This is a genomic window from Sporanaerobium hydrogeniformans (assembly GCF_002735925.1).
Lineage (GTDB): Bacteria > Bacillota > Clostridia > Lachnospirales > Cellulosilyticaceae > Sporanaerobium > Sporanaerobium hydrogeniformans.
In genome coordinates this window covers 126166-139983 of the sequence record NZ_PEDL01000004.1, presented here as the reverse complement: position 1 = coordinate 139983, position 13818 = coordinate 126166, and the positions used below count along the sequence as shown (strand labels likewise).

The following is a 13818-nucleotide window of genomic DNA, read 5'->3' as shown; positions in this document are numbered from 1 at the left end:
AATGCCAATTCCCATTAAATCTGATGCGGAAATAAGCTTGATGAAAGCTTCAGGAGCCATTCTAATAGAAGCTCACGAGCTGGTAGCGAAATCTATTGAAGCAGGCATTACAACAGGTGAGCTAGATGCTATAGCTGAAAAGTTTATCAGAAGTCGTGGTGCCGTGCCTTCATTTAAAGGTTACCATGGATATCCAGGCTCAGCTTGTATCTCAATTAATGAAGAAGTTGTTCATGGCATTCCAGGAAAGAGAAAGCTCAAACAAGGTGACATAGTAAGTGTTGACCTTGGGGTATACTATAAGGGATATCACTCAGATGCTGCAAGAACCTACCCAGTAGGTGATGTGTCAGCAGAGGCATTAAAACTTATTGAAGTGACAAAACAATGTTTTTTCGAAGGTTTAAAATATGCTAAAGCAGGCAATCATCTAGGACAGATATCTGTTGCGATTCAAGCCTATGCTGAGAGTTTTGGCTATGGTGTAGTAAGAGATTTAGTTGGACATGGTGTAGGAAAAGAATTGCACGAAGAACCACAAGTTCCAAACTACAAAACACCTGGAAGAGGACCCAAACTTCAAAAAGGTATGGTGCTAGCTATAGAACCTATGATTAACATGGGAACTTGGCAAGTTAAAGCGCTAGATGACAATTGGACGTTCGTAACAAGAGATGGACTTCCATCTGCACATTATGAGAATACAGTGGTTATTACAGATGATATTCCAGAAATACTTACATTACGAATAGGTAAGTAATGAGGTGATTATATGAATAACGAGTTTGAATTAGGACAAATTGTTTTCTCAAAATGCGGACGTGATCAAGGAAAACCATTTATAGTCGTAAGTATCGAAGAAGAATATGTACATTTAGTAGACGGCAAATTACGTAAAGTAGACAACCCTAAACTGAAGAAGAAAAAGCATGTTCAAAAGACAAATACAATTATGGAATGGATTAAACTAAAAATTATAGAAGAGAATCGTCTAACCAATAATGATGTTAGAAAAGCTCTAGATGAGTATTTAGGGCAATCTTCTGTGGAATGAGGAGGTTTGAAACTTGGCTAAAGGTGATGTAATAGAAGTAGAGGGAACAGTGATAGAAAAGTTACCAAACGCAATGTTTAAGGTAGAGATTGAAGGAGGACATATTGTTCTTGGTCATATCTCTGGTAAACTTCGTATGAATTTCATCCGTGTATTACCGGGTGATAAAGTAACTATAGAACTTTCTCCGTATGATTTAACCAAAGGACGAATTGTATGGCGTTCTAAATAAATGGTATAAAAAGAAAGGAGAACAGAAAATGAAAGTACGTCCATCAGTAAAAAAGATTTGTGAAAAATGTAAAATCATTAAAAGAAAAGGTCGTGTTTGCGTTATCTGTGAAAATCCAAAACACAAACAAAAACAAGGCTAATAAAAGCTTAGTAGCTTAACGAAACAAATATTGATTTATAATGTTAGATGATATATAATAATTATTTGTGAAGTTTAACTTTAAGCGGCTGCGGCATAACGTCATTATGCTGTATAAATATATATTTAAACTAATAGGAGGTGCAAGACAAGTATGGCACGTATTGCAGGTGTAGACTTACCAAAAAATAAACGTGTAGAAATCGGTCTTACTTATATTTTTGGTATCGGCCGTCCAACTTCTCGCAGAATTTTAACAGAAGCTGGAATTGATTTTGATGTACGCGTTAAAGACTTAACTGACGATCAAGTAGCAAAAATTCGTGAACTTATTGACAAAACAGCAATGGTTGAAGGTGACCTTCGTCGTGAGATTGCATTAAACATTAAGAGATTAATGGAAATTGGTTGTTACAGAGGTATCCGTCATAGACGTGGACTTCCTGTAAGAGGACAAAAAACAAAGACAAATGCACGTACACGTAAAGGTCCTAAGAAAACAGTAGCGAATAAGAAAAAATAGTAAATAAAGGAGGTTAAGTCTCATGGCAGTAGCAAAAAAAGCGGCAAAAAAGGGTGCAACTCGTAAACGTCGCGACAGAAAGCATGTAGAACGTGGAGTAGCACACATTCAGTCTACTTTCAATAATACAATGGTTACATTAACTGATACAAACGGAAATGCTCTTTCATGGGCAAGTGCGGGTGGACTTGGTTTTAGAGGTTCTAGAAAATCAACTCCTTACGCAGCTCAAATGGCAGCTGAAACAGCAGCAAAAGCAGCAATGGAACATGGTTTAAAATCAGTAGAAGTTATGGTTAAAGGCCCAGGATCAGGTAGAGAAGCAGCAATCCGTGCGCTTCAAGCAGCAGGATTAGAAGTAACATTAATTAAAGATGTAACTCCTGTACCTCACAATGGATGTCGTCCACCAAAACGTAGAAGAGTCTAATAGGAGGTGTAGATAAAAATGGCTAGATATATTGGTTCTAAATGTAAACAATGCCGTCGTGAAGGAAAAAAATTGTTCCTTAAAGGTGAAAGATGTTACTCTGCTGCATGTGCAGTAGAAAAAAGACCATATGCTCCAGGACAGCATGGTCAAGCTAAATCAAAATTATCTGAGTATGGATTACAGTTACGTGAAAAACAAAAAGCAAAAAGAATTTATGGTGTTCTTGAAGGCCCATTCAGAACATACTTTAAAAAAGCTGACCGTCAAGCAGGTATCACTGGTGAAAACTTACTTGTACAACTTGAACTTCGTTTAGATAACGTGGCATACCGTTTAGGTTTAGGTCGTTCTCGTACAGAAGCTAGACAAGTTGTAAGACATAACTTAGTTTTAGTAAATGGTAAAAGAGTAAACATTCCATCTTACCAAGTACGCGTTGGTGATGTTATTGAAATCAAAGAAGATGCAAAAAGCTTCGAGCGTTTCAAACTTATTACAGAAGTTACAGCTTCTCGTATTGTACCAGAATGGTTAGAGGGGGATATCGAAAACCTTAGAGGAACAGTTAAAGCTATCCCAGCTCGTGACCAAATCGATACAGACATCGAAGAAACACTTATTGTTGAGCTTTACTCTAAGTAATAGTTCGTTACCCTCAATATTTTATTTTAAAACCAAAGGAGGGTTTATCCGGTGTTGGAATTTGAAAAACCACAAATTGAGATTAAAGAGTTATCTGCTGATGGGAAATACGGCTGCTTCGTAGTGGAACCATTAGAGAGAGGATATGGTACTACTTTAGGAAATAGTCTACGTAGAATCTTATCTTCCTCTCTTCCAGGGGCTGCAGTTAGTAACATCAAAATTGATGGGGTACTTCATGAATTTAGCTCTATCCCACAAGTGAAGGAAGATGTTATCGAAATTCTTCTTAACATTAAAGGGCTTGCTATTCGTGATACAAGCTTAAGCATGGAACCAAAAGTAGTTTATATTGAAGCAACGGGAGAAGGTGCGGTGACTGGGGCAGACATTAAGTGTGGTCCAGAAATTGAAATTCTTAATCCAGAGCATCATATTGCTACTTTAAATGGTGGTGCAAATTGCAACCTGTCTATTGAAATGACTGTTACAAGAGGCCGTGGATATGAAGGTGTAGATAAACTTAAGAAAACCGAACTTCCAATTGGGGTTATTCCTGTAGATGCCAACTATACACCAGTAGAGCGTGTAAACTTCACTGTAGAAGATACACGTGTTGGTCAACAAACAGATTATGATAAGCTTACATTAGAAGTTTGGACAAATGGTACACTTAAGCCAGATGAAGCTGTTAGTTTAGCGGCTAAAGTGCTTAGTGAACATTTAAACTTATTTATTGATCTTTCAGAAAATGCACGCACCACAGAGATTATGGTGACAAAAGAAGATGATTCTAAAGAAAAAACTTTAGAGATGACCATAGAAGAATTAGATCTTTCAGTAAGATCTTTTAACTGCTTAAAACGTGCAGGTATTAACACAGTAGAAGACTTAACAAATAAAACTGAAGAAGAAATGATGAAAGTTCGTAATTTAGGACGTAAGTCATTAGAAGAGGTATTCCAGAAATTGGAAGAGCTTGGCTTTGCACTTAAACCAAGCGAAGATTAATGACAAACAAAAGGAGGTTAGGGCATGGCTGGACAAAGAAAGCTTGGACGTGATGCAGCAGGACGTATGGCATTACTTCGTAACCAAGTAACAAATCTCTTATACCATGGGAAAATCAGAACAACTACAGCTAAAGCGAAAGAGATTCGTAGAATTGCTGAAGGCTTAATTGCTATGGCTGTTCGTGAAAAAGATAATTATGAAGAAGTTACTATTACTCAAAAACAACCTAAATTAGACGTTAACGGTAAACGTGTAAAAGAAGTTGTAGATGGTAAAAAAGTAACAGTATATGAAGAAGTACAAAAAACTATCAAAAAAGATAGTGCTTCTCGTTTACATGCTAGAAGACAAATGTTAAAGGTGTTATACCCTATAACAGAAGTTGAAGCAAACAAAAAAAGACAAGCTAAAAAAGTTGATTTAACTGATAAATTATTTAGTGAAATCGCTCCTAAATATGTAGACCGTAATGGTGGTTATACAAGAATCATCAAAATCGGACCACGTAAAGGTGACGGTGCTGAAGAAGTAATCATCGAATTAGTATAAGCTAGAGGGATTAAGAACTATTCTTAATCCCTTTTCTTCATATAAAAAGATTGCATAATGATAGGTTTTTTATTATATTTAATGGAAGATAGGTTAGGTTGAAAAAGTGTATAGGTATAAATAAATACTTTCATGATGAAAGTATTTATTTATACCTATAGATGGAGGAGTGCTAACAATGGAGCATATTATTGAAGCAAAAGATATTGTATTTGAGTATTATAATTATGATGAAAATGGTGAACAAAAGGAAGCGATAACAGCCCTTAACCATACCAGTGTCTCTATTAAGCAAGGTGAGTTCTTAGTTATTTTAGGACATAATGGTTCAGGAAAATCTACTTTTGCAAAACAATTAAATGGGATACTTACCCCAAAATCAGGAACACTCTTTGTAAAAGGCATAGACGCTACAGATCCTCAAAACATATGGGAAATCCGTAAAGAAGTGGGGATGGTTTTTCAAAATCCAGATAATCAAATTGTAGCTACAGTAGTAGAAGAGGATGTAGCCTTTGGCCCAGAAAATATAGGTATACCACCAAAGGAAATTCGAAAAAGAGTAGATGAAGCATTAGAAACTGTTAATATGTTAGATTACAAAAGAGTATCACCTAATCAGCTTTCAGGAGGGCAGAAGCAACGTATTGCCATAGCAGGTGTGATTGCGATGAAACCAGAATGTATCGTTTTTGATGAATCTACAGCTATGCTTGACCCTATTGGAAGAAGGCAAGTCATGGCAACTATGAAGAAGCTCAACAAAGAGTACGGTATTACCATTGTTCATATTACGCATTATATGGAAGAAGCCATACTCGCAGATCGTATTGTAGTAATGGAAAAAGGTGAAGTTTTATTAGAGGGAACACCTAAAAATGTATTTAAAGAGGTAGAAACACTCAAAAGGATTGGTTTGGACGTTCCAGCAGCAACTTATTTGATGTATCTGCTTAACAAAGAAGGGTTCCAGTTTAAAAGTGATGTATTAACTGCAGAAGAGGTGGCACAAGAGTTATGGCAATAAAGATAGAACATTTAACCCATACCTATAATCCCAATACGCCTTTTGAAAAAACGGCGTTAGAGGATATTAATATTGAAATAAAAGATGGTGAATTTGTGAGTATAATTGGACATACTGGTTCAGGTAAAAGTACTCTTATTCAAATGTTTAATGGACTTCTTAAACCGACCATGGGTCAGGTTTATATCAAGGGGCAGGATATACATGGAGAAAATGTAGATAGAAAGGCTGTAAGGCAACAAGTAGGTCTTGTCTTTCAATATCCAGAATATCAGCTTTTTGAGATGACTGTTTGGGAAGATGTGGCTTTTGGACCTAAAAATTTAGGGCTTAATGAAGAAGAAATTAGAGAAAGAGTTGCGTATGCTTTGCAAGCAGTGGGCTTAGGAGAAGAGTACTATCAGAAATCACCTTTTGAGCTTTCAGGAGGGCAGAAAAGAAGGGTGGCTATTGCAGGAGTTCTAGCTATGAAACCGAGTATCCTTATTCTAGATGAACCTACAGCAGGTTTAGACCCTAAAGGTAGAGATGATCTTTTTAATAAATTAAAAGAAATGCATAAAGGGCTAGGTCTTACTATTGTACTCATTTCGCATAGCATGGAGGATGTAGCAAGATATGCACAACGTATGATTGTTCTCTATAAAGGAAAGGTCAAATATCAAGGTACACCTAAAGAAGTTTTTGCACATGGTGATGAATTAGAGAAGATTGGACTTGCAAGACCACAGATTGCTTATATATTAGAAACTTTAAAGGAAAAGGGGATGGATATAGCTACTGATATCTTAACAGTAGAAGAAGCAGCCCTTCAAATTAAAGCATACTTACTTAAAAGGAGGGACAATAATGCTTAGGGACATTACCATTGGGCAATACTATCCAGTAGACTCTCCTATTCATCGTATGGACCCACGTGCAAAGATACTTATTACTTTTGCCTATATTATTGGTTTATTCTTTATTAATCATTTTATAGGGTATGGTTTTGTAGTGCTTTGTCTATATGGAACGATACAGATGAGTAAGGTGCCTATTCGCTATATGTTAAAAGGACTAAGAAGTATCCTATTTATTTTACTCTTCACAGTAGCACTCAATATTTTCTTTACTCAAGGTGGCAGGGTGCTATGGAGTTGGGGTTTTTTAACTATTACAGAACAAGGCCTCATAATTGCTGCACAGATGGCATGTAGACTTATACTACTTATCATAGGTTCTTCATTATTGACACTCACAACGTCACCTATACAGCTTACAGATGGTATTGAGAACCTGCTTAACCCTTTTCGAAGGATTGGAGTGCCAGCTCATGAAATCGCCATGATGATGAGTATATCTTTACGTTTTATTCCTATCTTGCTTGAAGAAACGGATAAGATTATGAAAGCGCAAATGGCAAGAGGAGCAGATTTTGAAAGTGGCAATATTATTAGACGTGCAAAAGCAATGATTCCAATTATGGTACCTCTTTTTATTTCAGCTTTTAGACGTGCTGAGGAATTAGCTATGGCCATGGAGGCAAGATGTTATCGCGGTGGAGTAGGGCGTACAAGATTGCATAGCTTACACTATGAGAAGGTTGATTACTGTGCTTTTGTGCTTGCTAGCTTGTTTTTTATAGGTTGTATTATTTTATAGGAGGAAGAGAGATGTCCCGGTTTAAATTAATAGTAGCTTATGATGGAACTCATTATCATGGTTTTGCAAAACAGCCTAATGGTATAACCATTCAAGAGCTATTAGAAAAGGCTGCAGAAGCTATTTTAAATCAGCCCATTCATGTCATTGGAGCAGGACGGACAGATACAGGAGTACATGCTAAGGCGCAGTGCTGCGTCTTTGATGCTACTACAGAGATAATGCCAGAACGATTGGTTAAAGCTATTAATTCTAAATTACCTAGGGATGTAGTTGTACAGAGCATAGAGCTTGTTTCAGAGGCATTCCATCCTCGATATGCTGCTAAGCGAAAGACTTATCGCTACCAAATTCATAATGGTAAGGTACAAGATCCTTTTATCTATCGTTATGCCTATTTTTATCCTTATAAATTAGATTTAAGGAAAATGCAGGAGGCAGCCACACATATAGTAGGCAAGCATGATTTTGCGGCATTTTGCTCAGCTGGGAGCAGTGTAAAGACAACTATAAGAGAAGTCTATCGTTTAGAAATCACTAAGCAAGGGGAGCTTATTCAAATCGATATTTGTGGTAATGGTTTTCTTTATAATATGGTAAGGATTATAGTAGGAACACTCATTGAAGTAGGTATTGGTAGAAAAGCACCGGATAGTTTAGTCACCATTATAGAAAGCAAAAATCGTAAATTGGCTAGTCCTACAGCACCTCCACAAGGACTAATGATGCTGAACATTGAATATGGAGAAGAAGCTTAAGCAGAAAGAGCAGCTCTTATCCACAGAAGAAGAAAAAAATGAAGAGGAAAGTTGGAAAAGTGTGGACAACTAAACTTTTTGTTGACAAGTATTAGCTGGAATAATATAATATAAGTTGTGTGAATAAGCCCACTTGTAAAATCCAATAGCCCCGGATTTTATATGAGATAGATGGTTTAAATGAGATTTTTAAAGACTCAAAGGAGGGTATACAATGAGAACAACATATATGGCAAATGCTCAAAATGTTGAAAGAGAATGGTTCGTAGTTGACGCTACTGGACAAACAGTAGGTAGACTTGCAAGTCAAGTAGCAACAGTATTAAGAGGAAAAAACAAACCAACATACACACCACACGTTGATTGCGGTGATCATGTTATTATTATTAATGCAGAAAAAGCTGTATTTACAGGTAAAAAATTAGATCAAAAAGTATATAGAAGACACTCTGGTTATGCAGGTGGTTTAAAAGAAACTTCAGCTCGTGATATGTTAGATACACATCCAGAAAGAATTCTTATGCACGCTGTAAAAGGTATGCTTCCAAAAAATAGCTTAGGTCGTCAAATGCTTACAAAACTTCGTGTTTATGCTGGTGCAGACCACAAACATGAAGCACAACAACCTAAAGAATTAAAATTCTAATTTTCGAGAGGAGGAAATATAAATGGCAGGAGTAAGATATTACGGAACAGGTAGACGTAAAAGTTCAGTAGCACGTGTTTACCTTGTACCAGGCAACGGAAAAATTACAATTAATAAAAGAGATATTGAAGAATACTTTGGTTTAGAGACTTTAAAAGTTATCACTCGTCAACCATTAGTTCTTACTAATACATTAGGTAAATTTGATGTACTTGTAAACGTATATGGTGGAGGAACAACAGGTCAAGCTGGAGCAATCCGTCACGGAATCAGCCGTGCATTACTTCAAGCTGATGGTGAATTCCGTCCAGCTCTTAAAAAAGCAGGGTTCTTAACACGTGACCCAAGAATGAAAGAAAGAAAGAAATACGGTCTCAAAGCAGCTCGTCGTGCACCACAATTCTCAAAGAGATAATATTATACAAAATGAAAACACCCCAAACTCTTATGTTTGGGGTGTTTTTTTATGATTTTACACCATATGAGCCATGCGTTTAGATACTTTTAATCATGATTCATGTCGGAAAAATCATGTTTCATGCAATGGACGGTTTTTTTTGAGGAACAGCCGCTACAATGAAAATATGAAAGCTAAACAAAAAATTAAGGAGGAACAACATTATGAAAAAACGAATTATGAGCATCCTGCTCATCCTGTGCATGGTACTCTCCTTGCACATGACGGCTTATGCCAGATGCCCCATGGATGTGCTGATAGGAACAAATGAGCCGTGGGGGATGACAAGAACCTTTGTCGTAGGTGATGCCTTTGACGGGATAGGGGAGATTTATGAACATAAAAAAGGCGGAATCATCTCTCATACCAAAAACAGGGAGTGGTGGGCAAACGGCGTTCAAATAAAGCAAGGCGATGTTTTCAAGCAGGTAGGGATGTATGAAATGGTCATGCGATCTGGCAATATTGTCGCAACGCCATATAAATTTGACGTTATCCCCCGCTTAGACCACGGCTGGCAAAACGTCAGTAAGCTTGCGCTTATCACGCCACCGAAAACGACCTACCGCCAAGGGGCGGATCCGTTTGACCCAAGGGATATTGTAGTACGGATTACTTTTAGGAACGGTCAAACACAGGATTTGCACCACGAGGATTTAATGATTTTTGCGGGGCCACGGGGTATGCGCAGTTACGCGGATGGCGTGCGGGTTCAGCAGGGCTTCCGTTTTTTTGAGGCGGGCGAAAGAGACTTTATTGTAAGGGTAGTAGGTAAGGAATTAACTATACCCTTTACTGTTACCCCGTTTGTTACAGCTGTGGAATTGACCCAGGAACCTATGAAAGGCGGCAACCGCACAGATACAACAATTCGTTCAAGTGACTTTGAAGTCCGCGCTACCTTCAAAGATGGCAGTTCACAGCTTATTAACGGCGACTGCCTGCGTATATTAGGAAACGGCAACCGGCTGTTTTTCGGCGGAGAGTACGATTTCGGCGTAAGCTCAGTTACAGTAAATATTACCATGGGAAATTTTTCTATTCGGCGCGTACTGCACACGGTGGCGGGGCTTAACATCCTGTCATTCCCCAAAAAAACCGCATACAGCGTAGGTAACGGCTTTGACAGCACAGGGTTTAACGCGGTTATAAATGATGGAGGCAAAAACATAAACGTAAATGATAGAATCACCTTTTATATGGATAACGTGCAATTGACGCAGGGGCGCGCCTTCACAACCGCCAGAAAAAACAGAGTGGTGGAAGTACGGTACGCGGGTAGAAAGGTGGCGGAATATACCATCCATGTATATGACGGGACTGTGTCGGCGCAGGCCGCGCCCGTTCCCGCACCGGTGAAATCGCCCGCCGCGGCTGTAACGGTGCCGGAAGTAAAAGTTCTAAATAACAAGGAATATGGTGGTGCACCTTACCGCAATAAGCCGGAGGGCAATGTTTTAGGCACAATCCCCCAAGGCACAAAGGTTTTATTATTAGAGAAAAGGAGAGACGGATATGCGTGGGTTCGTTGGAACGGCATGGAGTATTATGTTTGGGCTGAAAGAATTGAAATTCCGACCCCTGCGTCAACCGCCACATCGTCAACATCGCCAAACGCTAACGCTACTGTTTTAGAATCCGGCGATTACTATATGAAAATCGGCGACAGATATATTTACCCTGCGGGAGGGGATCATTACTGGCTTGAAGTTTCATCCGACAAGCCCGATAAGCCATTTAGTGTTAAACTTGTAAACAACAGTGCTGATCGCGGACCGGAATACACAATTATTTATGACGGTCGTTATGTGTATATGGACACTAGCTGCCCGGCATCCATGCAATTACACTCAAATAATGTACCCCATTCGTGGAGAATCAACACGTATTCTAAATTCAGCACAATCAGGGATTACAAAAATCAAGCGCTGCTTGTAAACACCTTTGGGGGCACGGTATTCGTTTCTTCCATCAGTGGTTCTGCTCCTGAATTAGGCAGAATCGTTTTCATCAAAGATTGATTCACTATCCGCACCGAGGTTTCCGCAGTGCTGCGCCGCTTCGTGGAGTTAGCGATCTCCAGCCACACTATGTAAGTACCTAGATTATCAAAGAGTTAATATCTTTCAATCAATATATGAAAGATATTTATTAGGAAATTTTCTATTTACACATTAAAAAAGTGCTTAAAACGAAACACTCGTTTTTTAAGCACTTTTTTAAAGCTATACTTCTTCAGCAATCTGCTTATCTGTTTCTAAGATGTGATGAACTAACCAATCCGTTAAGAATTTTAAAAGCTCTGTAATCATAGCATCAGAATGATCATCTAAGTGATCTAAGTTAAGTTCATCTAATTTTTGCTTAAATGCATCGTGTTGAACCTTTTGTGTAAATAACTTTTTATATCCAATACGCATCATATATTCTTCTTCGTTATTAAAATGCATAATGGTGTAGTCTTTTAGCTTATGTAGAATGGCTGAAATATTATCATATTTATCTACAATAAACTCATTACGCTGTAACTGATAAATTTCTTCTGCTATTTCAAATAGTCTGCTATGTTCTTCATCAATAGAAGGAATACCGATAAAGTATTCAGGTTTCATTTCGTACATATACATCCTCCTTGGAAAGATAATAATAGTATTATATCAAAAAAAATAGTGATTGACTATTTATAATAGTTAAATTAATGCAGATAATTAGAAGGGAATCAAATAGGTAGAGAAATTAACTACTAGAAAGAGGAAGGCTACCAATATCTTTTTAGAGAATAATCATTTGAATGGTAAATTTCTTTAGGATGCTATGGTTTTTTAAGTGATAGAGAGGGCTTACGGTATAACAGTCAAGATAGCGGAGGTATAAAGGTAGAAAATAGTGTATAATGAAGTAAAGGATAATCTTGTACTATAGGAGGAAAATATGTCTCAGAAAATAAAAGTAACTTGTGAAATGGAAATTACGCTTAGAGTAATTGGAGGAAAATGGAAACCCCTTATTATACATTATTTACAAGAAGAAGGACCAAAGCGTTATAATCAAATCTTACGCTTTCTAGAAAGAGCACCTAAAAAGACTTTAACGAGTCAGTTGCGTGAGCTTGAAGAAGATGGGATTGTAGAGAGAAAAGTATATCCAACTGTTCCGATACAGGTAGAATACTCTGTGACAAAACAAGGTGAGACCTTATATCCTATCCTAGAAATGATGTGTAATTGGGGAAGTGAAAATGAAGGCGATAAATATGAGGTGATGAATCGTCAGTGCTATGAAGAATAAGTAGGGCACCTTTGTGTAACCTATAGGGATAAAGGTGCCTTCTTGTGTCAAGGGGAATAAAGAAATATAATGAATTTAGATAACCAAGAAAGAAGGTAGGAATAATGGAAAACTTTACATTTTATGCACCCACTTATTTTGCATTTGGAAAGGATACAGAAAATGAGGCAGGAAAGTATATAAAAAAATTTGGAGGTACAAAGGTGCTGATTCACTTTGGTGGAGGATCAGTAGTTGCTTCAGGATTATTAGATCGTGTAAAAGCATCATTAGATAAAGAAAATATAGCTTATATAGAACTAGGTGGTGCAAAGCCTAATCCAAGAAGTGGCCTTGTATATAAAGGGATAGAGATTTGCAAGAAAGAAACTATTGATTTTATCCTTGCTGTTGGTGGGGGAAGTGCTATTGATTCCGCTAAAGCCATTGCAGCAGGAGCAGTTTACGAAGGGGATTTTTGGGATTATTACCAAGGCAAAGAGGTTAAAGAGGCTTTACCATTAGGAACAGTACTTACTATCTCAGCAGCAGGAAGTGAAGGCTCTGGTGATTCAGTAATTACTCATGAAAATGGGATGTATAAGCGGGCTACATCAGGTGAAGCACTACGTCCTAAATTTTCTATATTGAATCCAGCACTTACCCAGACTTTGCCAAGTTATCAAACAGCATGTGGGATTACAGATATTATGGCACACTTGTATGAAAGATATTTGACAAATACCCAAGATGTAGAAGTAACAGACCGCATGATTGAGGCATTGCTGCTGACTATGATTACGGAAGGACCTAAAGCCATTGCTGACCCTAACAACTATGAAGCACGTGCCAATATTATGTGGGCAGGAATGATGGCTCATAATAACTCCTGTGGCGTGGGTAGGTCTCAGGACTGGACAAGTCACGCTATTGAGCATGAATTATCTGCTTTGTACGACTGTGCACATGGTGCAGGGCTTGCAGTGGTTATGCCAGCTGTAATGACCTATAACATGCATCATAATATTATGCGGTTTGCACAGGTAGCTTGTAGGGTTTGGGGATGTCAAATGGACTTTAATCATCCAGAGATAACTGCAAAAGCAGGTATTGAGGCATTACGTCAATTCTTAATTTCCATTGGTATGCCAAAGAACTTTGAAGAATTAGGTGCAAGAGAAGAAGACATTGAAAAGCTTGCCTATATTGCTTGCTATGGTGATGTAAATAATGGTACATTAGGTGGTTTTGTCACCTTAAAACAAGAAGATGTAGAGAAAATTTATAGATTAATGCTCTAAAAGAGTGTTACAAACAATAAAAATGTAAAATGAAAAAGTGACTAAGGTAAGAAGTGACCATAGTCACTTTTTATATTTTAATAAAAAATTTAAAAGATATGTTATAATAGAGTTCGAAAATAATGATAATTAT

Annotated in this window: 19 protein-coding genes; 18 read left to right on the top strand and 1 reads right to left on the bottom strand. The window is 37.6% G+C overall.

Annotated elements, in window-relative coordinates:
- The first annotated feature begins 1 nt into the window (after position 1).
- From map to CS063_RS06300, 16 genes are all read left to right on the top strand, one after another.
- A complete protein-coding gene (gene map, locus CS063_RS06375; RefSeq protein WP_099448859.1) occupies positions 2-760 on the top strand; it encodes a type I methionyl aminopeptidase in 759 nt (252 codons plus the stop codon).
- A 12-nt stretch (positions 761-772) separates the two neighbouring features.
- The gene (locus CS063_RS06370) at positions 773-1054 is read left to right on the top strand and encodes a KOW domain-containing RNA-binding protein (protein ID WP_099448858.1); all 282 of its coding nucleotides are present in this window, start codon (positions 773-775) and stop codon (positions 1052-1054) included.
- A 13-nt stretch (positions 1055-1067) separates the two neighbouring features.
- Positions 1068-1286: a translation initiation factor IF-1 gene (infA, locus tag CS063_RS06365; protein WP_099448857.1), complete on the top strand. Its 219-nt coding sequence runs from the start codon at positions 1068-1070 to the stop codon at positions 1284-1286.
- Between the two features lie 28 nt (positions 1287-1314).
- Positions 1315-1428, top strand: a complete 114-nt coding sequence (gene rpmJ / locus CS063_RS06360) for a 50S ribosomal protein L36 (RefSeq protein ID WP_013658481.1) — start codon at positions 1315-1317, stop codon at positions 1426-1428.
- 153 nt (positions 1429-1581) lie between these two features.
- Positions 1582-1950, top strand: coding sequence for a 30S ribosomal protein S13 (gene rpsM, locus CS063_RS06355; RefSeq protein ID WP_099448856.1), 369 nt, complete (start codon positions 1582-1584; stop codon positions 1948-1950).
- A 22-nt stretch (positions 1951-1972) separates the two neighbouring features.
- Positions 1973-2380: a 30S ribosomal protein S11 gene (gene rpsK, locus CS063_RS06350; protein WP_099448855.1), complete on the top strand. Its 408-nt coding sequence runs from the start codon at positions 1973-1975 to the stop codon at positions 2378-2380.
- Between the two features lie 18 nt (positions 2381-2398).
- Positions 2399-3025, top strand: coding sequence for a 30S ribosomal protein S4 (rpsD, locus tag CS063_RS06345; protein WP_099448854.1), 627 nt, complete (start codon positions 2399-2401; stop codon positions 3023-3025).
- A 51-nt stretch (positions 3026-3076) separates the two neighbouring features.
- The gene (locus CS063_RS06340; RefSeq protein WP_099448853.1) at positions 3077-4036 is read left to right on the top strand and encodes a DNA-directed RNA polymerase subunit alpha; all 960 of its coding nucleotides are present in this window, start codon (positions 3077-3079) and stop codon (positions 4034-4036) included.
- Positions 4037-4060: 24 nt separating this feature from the next.
- On the top strand, positions 4061-4588 hold the full coding sequence (locus CS063_RS06335; RefSeq protein WP_099448852.1) for a bL17 family ribosomal protein: 528 nt from the start codon (positions 4061-4063) through the stop codon (positions 4586-4588).
- 178 nt (positions 4589-4766) lie between these two features.
- The gene (locus CS063_RS06330) at positions 4767-5615 is read left to right on the top strand and encodes an energy-coupling factor transporter ATPase (protein WP_099448851.1); all 849 of its coding nucleotides are present in this window, start codon (positions 4767-4769) and stop codon (positions 5613-5615) included.
- Positions 5606-6472, top strand: coding sequence for an energy-coupling factor transporter ATPase (locus tag CS063_RS06325; protein WP_099448850.1), 867 nt, complete (start codon positions 5606-5608; stop codon positions 6470-6472). Before CS063_RS06330 ends, CS063_RS06325 begins: the two co-directional genes overlap by 10 nt.
- Positions 6465-7256 carry an energy-coupling factor transporter transmembrane component T family protein gene (locus CS063_RS06320; RefSeq protein WP_099448849.1) on the top strand — a complete coding sequence of 264 codons (792 nt, stop codon included), beginning with the start codon at positions 6465-6467 and terminating at the stop codon, positions 7254-7256. Before CS063_RS06325 ends, CS063_RS06320 begins: the two co-directional genes overlap by 8 nt.
- An 11-nt stretch (positions 7257-7267) precedes the next feature.
- Entirely contained in the window at positions 7268-8014 is a 747-nt protein-coding gene (gene truA, locus CS063_RS06315; RefSeq protein ID WP_099448848.1) for a tRNA pseudouridine(38-40) synthase TruA, read from the top strand.
- A gap of 214 nt (positions 8015-8228) precedes the next feature.
- Positions 8229-8660: a 50S ribosomal protein L13 gene (gene rplM / locus CS063_RS06310; RefSeq protein ID WP_099448847.1), complete on the top strand. Its 432-nt coding sequence runs from the start codon at positions 8229-8231 to the stop codon at positions 8658-8660.
- Positions 8661-8682: 22 nt separating this feature from the next.
- On the top strand, positions 8683-9075 hold the full coding sequence (gene rpsI / locus CS063_RS06305; protein WP_099448846.1) for a 30S ribosomal protein S9: 393 nt from the start codon (positions 8683-8685) through the stop codon (positions 9073-9075).
- 206 nt (positions 9076-9281) lie between these two features.
- Complete coding sequence (locus CS063_RS06300) at positions 9282-11138, top strand: hypothetical protein (protein WP_099448845.1); 1857 nt, start codon at positions 9282-9284, stop codon at positions 11136-11138.
- Between the two features lie 204 nt (positions 11139-11342).
- Here the strand turns inward: CS063_RS06300 and CS063_RS06295 are convergent, their stop codons facing one another.
- A complete protein-coding gene (locus CS063_RS06295) occupies positions 11343-11738 on the bottom strand; it encodes a bacteriohemerythrin (protein ID WP_099448844.1) in 396 nt (131 codons plus the stop codon).
- Between the two features lie 310 nt (positions 11739-12048).
- Here CS063_RS06295 and CS063_RS06290 point away from each other — a divergent pair, with 310 nt between their 5' ends.
- Together CS063_RS06290 and CS063_RS06285 are read left to right on the top strand one after the other, a co-directional pair.
- Positions 12049-12405 (top strand): winged helix-turn-helix transcriptional regulator, encoded by a 357-nt coding sequence (locus CS063_RS06290; protein ID WP_099448843.1) that lies wholly within the window; start codon positions 12049-12051, stop codon positions 12403-12405.
- A gap of 104 nt (positions 12406-12509) precedes the next feature.
- On the top strand, positions 12510-13685 hold the full coding sequence (locus tag CS063_RS06285) for an iron-containing alcohol dehydrogenase (RefSeq protein WP_099448842.1): 1176 nt from the start codon (positions 12510-12512) through the stop codon (positions 13683-13685).
- Positions 13686-13818 lie beyond the last annotated feature (133 nt).

Coding starts and splice junctions, on each gene's coding strand:
- map (WP_099448859.1), top strand. CDS start 2: ATGCCAATTCCCATTAAATCTGATGCGGAAATAAGCTTGATGAAAGCT.
- CS063_RS06370 (WP_099448858.1), top strand. CDS start 773: ATGAATAACGAGTTTGAATTAGGACAAATTGTTTTCTCAAAATGCGGA.
- rpmJ (WP_013658481.1), top strand. CDS start 1,315: ATGAAAGTACGTCCATCAGTAAAAAAGATTTGTGAAAAATGTAAAATC.
- rpsM (WP_099448856.1), top strand. CDS start 1,582: ATGGCACGTATTGCAGGTGTAGACTTACCAAAAAATAAACGTGTAGAA.
- rpsK (WP_099448855.1), top strand. CDS start 1,973: ATGGCAGTAGCAAAAAAAGCGGCAAAAAAGGGTGCAACTCGTAAACGT.
- rpsD (WP_099448854.1), top strand. CDS start 2,399: ATGGCTAGATATATTGGTTCTAAATGTAAACAATGCCGTCGTGAAGGA.
- CS063_RS06335 (WP_099448852.1), top strand. CDS start 4,061: ATGGCTGGACAAAGAAAGCTTGGACGTGATGCAGCAGGACGTATGGCA.
- CS063_RS06330 (WP_099448851.1), top strand. CDS start 4,767: ATGGAGCATATTATTGAAGCAAAAGATATTGTATTTGAGTATTATAAT.
- CS063_RS06325 (WP_099448850.1), top strand. CDS start 5,606: ATGGCAATAAAGATAGAACATTTAACCCATACCTATAATCCCAATACG.
- CS063_RS06320 (WP_099448849.1), top strand. CDS start 6,465: ATGCTTAGGGACATTACCATTGGGCAATACTATCCAGTAGACTCTCCT.
- truA (WP_099448848.1), top strand. CDS start 7,268: ATGTCCCGGTTTAAATTAATAGTAGCTTATGATGGAACTCATTATCAT.
- rplM (WP_099448847.1), top strand. CDS start 8,229: ATGAGAACAACATATATGGCAAATGCTCAAAATGTTGAAAGAGAATGG.
- rpsI (WP_099448846.1), top strand. CDS start 8,683: ATGGCAGGAGTAAGATATTACGGAACAGGTAGACGTAAAAGTTCAGTA.
- CS063_RS06300 (WP_099448845.1), top strand. CDS start 9,282: ATGAAAAAACGAATTATGAGCATCCTGCTCATCCTGTGCATGGTACTC.
- CS063_RS06295 (WP_099448844.1), bottom strand. CDS start 11,738: ATGTACGAAATGAAACCTGAATACTTTATCGGTATTCCTTCTATTGAT.
- CS063_RS06290 (WP_099448843.1), top strand. CDS start 12,049: ATGTCTCAGAAAATAAAAGTAACTTGTGAAATGGAAATTACGCTTAGA.
- CS063_RS06285 (WP_099448842.1), top strand. CDS start 12,510: ATGGAAAACTTTACATTTTATGCACCCACTTATTTTGCATTTGGAAAG.